This is a genomic window from Bradyrhizobium sp. STM 3809, from assembly GCF_000239795.1.
Classification (GTDB): Bacteria; Pseudomonadota; Alphaproteobacteria; order Rhizobiales; family Xanthobacteraceae; genus Bradyrhizobium.
The window spans coordinates 1-5,287 of the sequence record NZ_CAFJ01000101.1; the positions used below are offsets into that span (position 1 = coordinate 1).

At 66.4% G+C, this 5,287-nt stretch carries 7 protein-coding genes; 5 read left to right on the forward strand and 2 right to left on the reverse strand.

Translation table 11 applies throughout. From position 1 onward, the window contains the following. A partial coding sequence (locus BRAS3809_RS05295; RefSeq protein ID WP_035655356.1) for an SDR family NAD(P)-dependent oxidoreductase occupies nucleotides 1–194 on the reverse strand: 194 nt, incomplete at its 3' end. A gap of 111 nt (nucleotides 195–305) precedes the next feature. Between BRAS3809_RS05295 and BRAS3809_RS05300 the strand changes: the two genes are divergently transcribed. Then, nucleotides 306–821, forward strand: a complete 516-nt coding sequence (locus BRAS3809_RS05300) for a CvpA family protein (RefSeq protein ID WP_008961069.1) — start codon at nucleotides 306–308, stop codon at nucleotides 819–821. Between the two features lie 112 nt (nucleotides 822–933). Continuing rightward, entirely contained in the window at nucleotides 934–1,716 is a 783-nt protein-coding gene (locus tag BRAS3809_RS05305) for an SDR family oxidoreductase (RefSeq protein WP_008961070.1), read from the forward strand. Between the two features lie 435 nt (nucleotides 1,717–2,151). Here the strand turns inward: BRAS3809_RS05305 and BRAS3809_RS05310 are convergent, their stop codons facing one another. Then, nucleotides 2,152–2,607, reverse strand: a complete 456-nt coding sequence (locus BRAS3809_RS05310) for a DUF3775 domain-containing protein (RefSeq protein ID WP_008961072.1) — start codon at nucleotides 2,605–2,607, stop codon at nucleotides 2,152–2,154. Nucleotides 2,608–2,722: 115 nt separating this feature from the next. Here BRAS3809_RS05310 and BRAS3809_RS05315 point away from each other — a divergent pair, with 115 nt between their 5' ends. From BRAS3809_RS05315 to BRAS3809_RS05325, 3 genes are all read left to right on the forward strand, one after another. After that, the gene (locus BRAS3809_RS05315) at nucleotides 2,723–3,586 is read left to right on the forward strand and encodes an MBL fold metallo-hydrolase (RefSeq protein WP_008961073.1); all 864 of its coding nucleotides are present in this window, start codon (nucleotides 2,723–2,725) and stop codon (nucleotides 3,584–3,586) included. Between the two features lie 78 nt (nucleotides 3,587–3,664). Then, a complete protein-coding gene (locus BRAS3809_RS05320; RefSeq protein ID WP_008961074.1) occupies nucleotides 3,665–4,507 on the forward strand; it encodes a fumarylacetoacetate hydrolase family protein in 843 nt (280 codons plus the stop codon). 127 nt (nucleotides 4,508–4,634) lie between these two features. Continuing rightward, the gene (locus tag BRAS3809_RS05325; protein WP_008961075.1) at nucleotides 4,635–5,249 is read left to right on the forward strand and encodes a glutathione S-transferase family protein; all 615 of its coding nucleotides are present in this window, start codon (nucleotides 4,635–4,637) and stop codon (nucleotides 5,247–5,249) included. Nucleotides 5,250–5,287: the final 38 nt, after the last annotated feature.

The following is a 5,287-nucleotide window of genomic DNA, read 5'->3' on the forward strand; positions in this document are numbered from 1 at the left end:
ATCTCGACCGCGACGGCGCGGCCGCCCTTGGCCTTGATCTCGTCCTCCAGCGCCTTCAGCTTGCCGGTCTGGCGCGCGGCCAGCGCGACGGCGGCGCCATGGGCGGACAGCACCCGCGCGAACTGCCGGCCGAGCCCCTGACTCGCGCCGGTGATCAGGATCACTTCCTGGCTGACGTCGAACAGGCCGGACATGGCACCACCTTGCGTTTCCCTGGTTTGTTGCGGCGCATTGATACAGACGATTTGAAGCAGCGCAAACCGGATTTGTTTACCCGCCCGCTCTACAACCACAGCATATCAGCCATGAATACTTTCGACCTCGCCGCTTGTGCCGCCCTGATGGTTGCCGTCTACAGCGGCTTCTCGACCGGGCTGCTGCGCAGCGCCATCACCATCCTCGCTTATCTGCTGGCGATGCCGCTGGCGATGGGCGCCGTCGCAGCGATGAGCCCGCAATTGCAGGACGTGCACGGCTCGCCGCTGGCGCAGAACTGGCTGCAGTTCTTCGCGGCGTTCGTCGTCATCGGGGTCGCGCTCGGCAAGATCGGTCGCATGCTGCTGGACGAGGCGATCGGTCCCGACGCGGGCTTCGGGGACCGGCTCGGCGGCGCCCTGCTCGGCGCGGTGCGCGTCGGCATGGTCGCGACCACGCTCGTGCTGGTGTTCGACCGGATCGTTCCGCCGGAACGCCAGCCGCGCTTCCTCGACGGCTCGCGCCTGCGCCCCATTCTGTCGCTCGCAGGCGCAAAAGGCTTCCGGTCGCTGCCGCCGGAAGTCGCCAGCCTGATCGATCGCCTCAAGCAGGAACGGCGCATCTGATCCGCGCGAGCCATGCAATTCGGCACAGGCCGGCTGCTCTTATCAGCCGCTGTCCGCTTGGCTAGAATGCGCGCATCGTCTTTCAGCCACCGACATATCGGAGTGATCAATCGTGGATCTCGGGATCAAGGGCCGCCGCGCCATCGTCTGCGCCTCCAGCAAGGGATTGGGCCGCGCCTGCGCCATCGCGCTCGCCAATGAGGGCGTGCATGTCACGATCACGGCGCGCGGCGCCGAGGCGCTGGCCAAGACCGCGGCCGAGATCCGCGCCGCCAACCCCGGCATCACCGTGACCGAGGTGGCCGGCGACATCACCACGCCGGACGGCCGCGCCGCCGTGCTCAAGGCCTGCCCGGATCCGGACATCCTGATCAACAATGCCGGCGGCCCGCCGCCGGGCGATTTCCGCAACTGGACCCGCGACGACTGGATCAAGGCGCTCGACGCCAACATGCTCACCCCGATCGAGCTGATCAAGGCGACCGTCGACGGCATGATGGCGCGCAAGTTCGGCCGCATCGTCAACATCACCTCGGCCGCGGTGAAGGCGCCGATCGACATTCTCGGCCTGTCCAACGGCGCCCGCGCCGGCCTCACCGGCTTCATCGCCGGCCTGTCGCGCAAGACCGTGATCAACAATGTGACCATCAATGCGCTGCTGCCGGGCCCGTTCGAGACCGACCGGCTGATCGGCACCGCCAAGATCGAATCCGAGCGCCGCGGCATCCCCGCCGAGCAGATCCTGGCCGACCGCGCCAAGCTCAACCCCGCCGGCCGCTTCGGCGATCCCGAAGAATTCGGCCTCGCCTGCGCGTTCCTGTGCGCCGCCAAGGCCGGCTACATCACGGGGCAGAACATCCTGCTGGACGGTGGTGCATTCCCGGGCACGCTGTAACAATCAAGAACATTGAGGTGCGGAGGTCCTTCGCGACTTGCTGCGCCTCTCCCCGCCTGCGGGGCTAAGTCGGATCATATCGTCAGATGCGATCCGGATGAGAGGGACTTTTCACTTGGTCTGGTGGCCGTGGCTGCCCCTCACTCCAACCCTCCCCGTGAAGAACGGGGAGAGGGAGCGCAGCGGTATTGCCACCCCGCCGTTGATCTTTCTCCATGACTACGCTGCTCATGGTCCAGTGTGCGGCGCCGCCCTCGGCGCCGGACCCTCATGGTGAGGAGCGCCGCGTCGATCGGTACGTGTCAGGCAAGATCTTCGTTCGCGGCGCGTCTCGAACCATGAGGCCCCGCTTGTGGCCTCGCCCTTCGAGACGCCCGCCTCCGGCGGGCTCCTCAGGGTGAGGGTTTGAAGTCCGCGTCGGGTGAGAGATCAAAGCTACTGCTTCGTGATCTCGTCCTCGTCGCGCTCGCTCGGGCTCGACGAATCCGCCGTCGTGCGTCCGTCCGTCCAGTCGATGCCGAACGCGTCGAGGCCCTCCGCCAGGAGGTCGCCGAGCATCGGCTCGCCCAGCAGATAGCGCGCGGTGTGGCGGTCGCGCTGGCCGGCGGCTTCGCGGCGCAGATCGTCCCATTCGTCGATGTCGCCGTCGCCGCGGCCGAGCCGCATCAGCGCGACGAGATCGGCCTGCTCATCCTCGCTCATCGCATTGATGAAGCCGGTGATCTCGCGCACCACCGGATCGTCGCCGGTATCCTCGAGCACATCGATCATGTCGTCATCGGCGGGATTGGAGCCGGAGTCGAGATCGCTCGCCTCCTCCTTGACGTCGAACTCGCGCGCCTTCTCGATCAGGAACGCGACCTTCTCGGGCGAAATCGTCAGCTCTGGCATGACACTCTCCTCCTGGACTGGCCACGACAACGCCTGTTCCGGAGAGTCGATCCATTGCGCCGGAACGCGCAACGCGGCATCGTCGGCGCCACCAAGAACAAGCGGGGAAGCGCGCATGCGTTGGACGGTCGGCCGGGTCAGGATCACGAAGTTCGTCGAGCTGGAGACGGTCGGCGGCACCCGCTTCATCCTGCCGCAGGCAACGCCCGAGGCGATCCGCGCGCTGTCCTGGCTCACCCCCGATTTCGCCACCGGCGAGGGCAAGCTGAAGATGTCGATCCACACCCTGGTGCTGGAGACCCCGACCCGGCGCATCGTGGTCGACACTGGCCTCGGCAACGACAAGCAGGGCCGGAGCGTGCCGGTCTGGAACGGCCGGTCCACGCCCTTCCTGGACATGATGAGCACAGCCGGTTTTCCGCCCGAGAACATCGACCTGGTGATCTGCACGCATCTGCACGTCGACCATGTCGGCTGGAATACGCGGCTGGTCGACGACCGCTGGGTCCCGAGCTTTCCGAACGCGCGCTACGTGTTCGGCCGCACGGAATATGCGCATTGGCGCGACCACAGCGCGGCGGCGGACGAGACCGCGACCTTCGCCGATTCCGTGCAGCCGATCGTCGCCGCCGGCAAGGCCGAGCTGGTCGCGAGCGACGCCGTGATCACCGACGAGATCACGCTGATCCCGACGCCCGGCCACAGCCCGGGCCATGTCAGCCTGCACATCCGCTCGGATGGTGCGGAGGCACTGCTGACCGGCGACGTCGCGCACCATCCCTGCCAGATGGCGCATCTGGACTGGAGCTCGACGGTCGATTCCAGTCCTGCCCAGGCCATCGCAACGCGGCAGGCGCTGTTCTCGCGCTTCGCCGATACGGACACGCTGGTGATCGGCGGCCATTTCGATGCCGGCCACATCCGCCGCGACGGCGCCGCCTTCCGCTTTCAGGCAGTGCCGGGCGGCGGCAGCGCATAGCCCGCGAGGTTGAATTTCGCCCCGCCATGCTCCATGACAGGGCGCTGGAATACCAAGGATCTGAGGGAGAGAAACCAGATGAAGCTCGTTCGCTACGGCGACAAAGGCGCGGAAAAGCCGGGCCTGATCGATGCCTCCGGCCAGCTGCGCGACCTGTCGGGCCATGTGAAGGACCTCGACGGCGCCGCCTATGCGCCGGAGTCGCTGAAGAAGCTGGCCGCGCTCGATCCGGCTTCCCTGCCCGCCGTCTCCGGCAAGCCGCGGCTCGGCGCGCCCGTCACCGGCATCTCGAAGTTCGTGGCGATCGGCCTCAACTACTCCGATCATGCCAAGGAGACCGGCAACCCGATCCCGGCCGAGCCGATCTTCTTCCTGAAGGCCAACACCGCCTTGTGCGGGCCCTATGACCAGGTCGAGAAGCCGCGCGGCTCGACCAAGCTCGACTGGGAGGTCGAGATCGCCGCGATCATTGGTACCCGTGCGAAGTATGTGTCCGAGGCCGACGCGCTGAACCATGTCGCCGGCTACACGATCTGCAACGACGTCTCCGAGCGCAACTTCCAGATCGAGCGCCTGGGCCAGTGGACCAAGGGCAAGTCGCACGACACGTTCGGCCCGGTCGGCCCTTGGCTCGTCACCAAGGATGAGATTCCGGACGTGCAGAACCTGTCGATGTGGCTCGACGTCAACGGCCAGCGCCGCCAGACCGGCACCACCGCGACGATGATCTTCTCGATGGCCAAGTGCATCTCCTACGTCTCGCAGTTCATGACGCTCTTGCCGGGCGACATCGTCACCACGGGTACGCCTCCCGGCGTCGGCATGGGCATGAAGCCGCCGACCTTCCTCAATGTCGGCGACGTCGTGACGCTGGGCATCGAGCGCCTCGGCGAGCAGCGCCAGGAGATCATCGAGGCGTGATCGTCGAGGCTTAAGCCGCACGTGTGAGTCATTCCGGGATGGCGCGTGAGCGCCAGACCCGGAATCTCGAGATTCCGGGTTCGATGCTTCGCATCGCCCCGGAATGACCAGCCAGGGGACACTCTTAATGAAACTCACCTTCTCGCCCGCCTCGCCGTTCGCCCGCAAGGTGCGCATCGCCGCCATCGAGCTCGGCCTGATCGACAAGATCGCGTTCGTGCCGGCGGCCGTGGTGCCCGGACAGGCCAACGAGGAATACTCGAAGATCACGCCGCTGAAGAAGCTGCCGGTGCTGATCCTCGACAATGGCGACGTCATTCTCGATTCCTACGTCATCGTCGAATATCTCGACGAGCTCGCCGGCGGCAACAAGCTTATCCCGGCCTCCGGTCCGTCGCGCTGGAAGGTCAAGAGCGAGCATTCGATGCTGCAGGGCATGCTCGATTCCATGCTGCTGTGCCGCTACGAGGCGCTGGTGCGCCCGGAGGGACTGCGCTGGCAGGCCTGGTCCGACGACCACTGGAACCGCGCGTGGCTGGGCATGGCGCGCTTCAATGCGCAGAGCGACCTGCTGACCCGCCCGTTCGACATCGTCTCGATCGGCCTCGTTTGCGTGCTCGGCTATGCCGATTTCCGCTTCGCCGATTGCGGCTGGCGCAAGGCCTATCCGGCGCTCGATGCGTTCTATCAGAAGGCGATGGAGCGCGAGTCGGTGAAGATCTCGGTGCCGCCGGCGGCTTGAACGCGTGAAGGACACGGTGGCGATGCTGACCTTCTCGG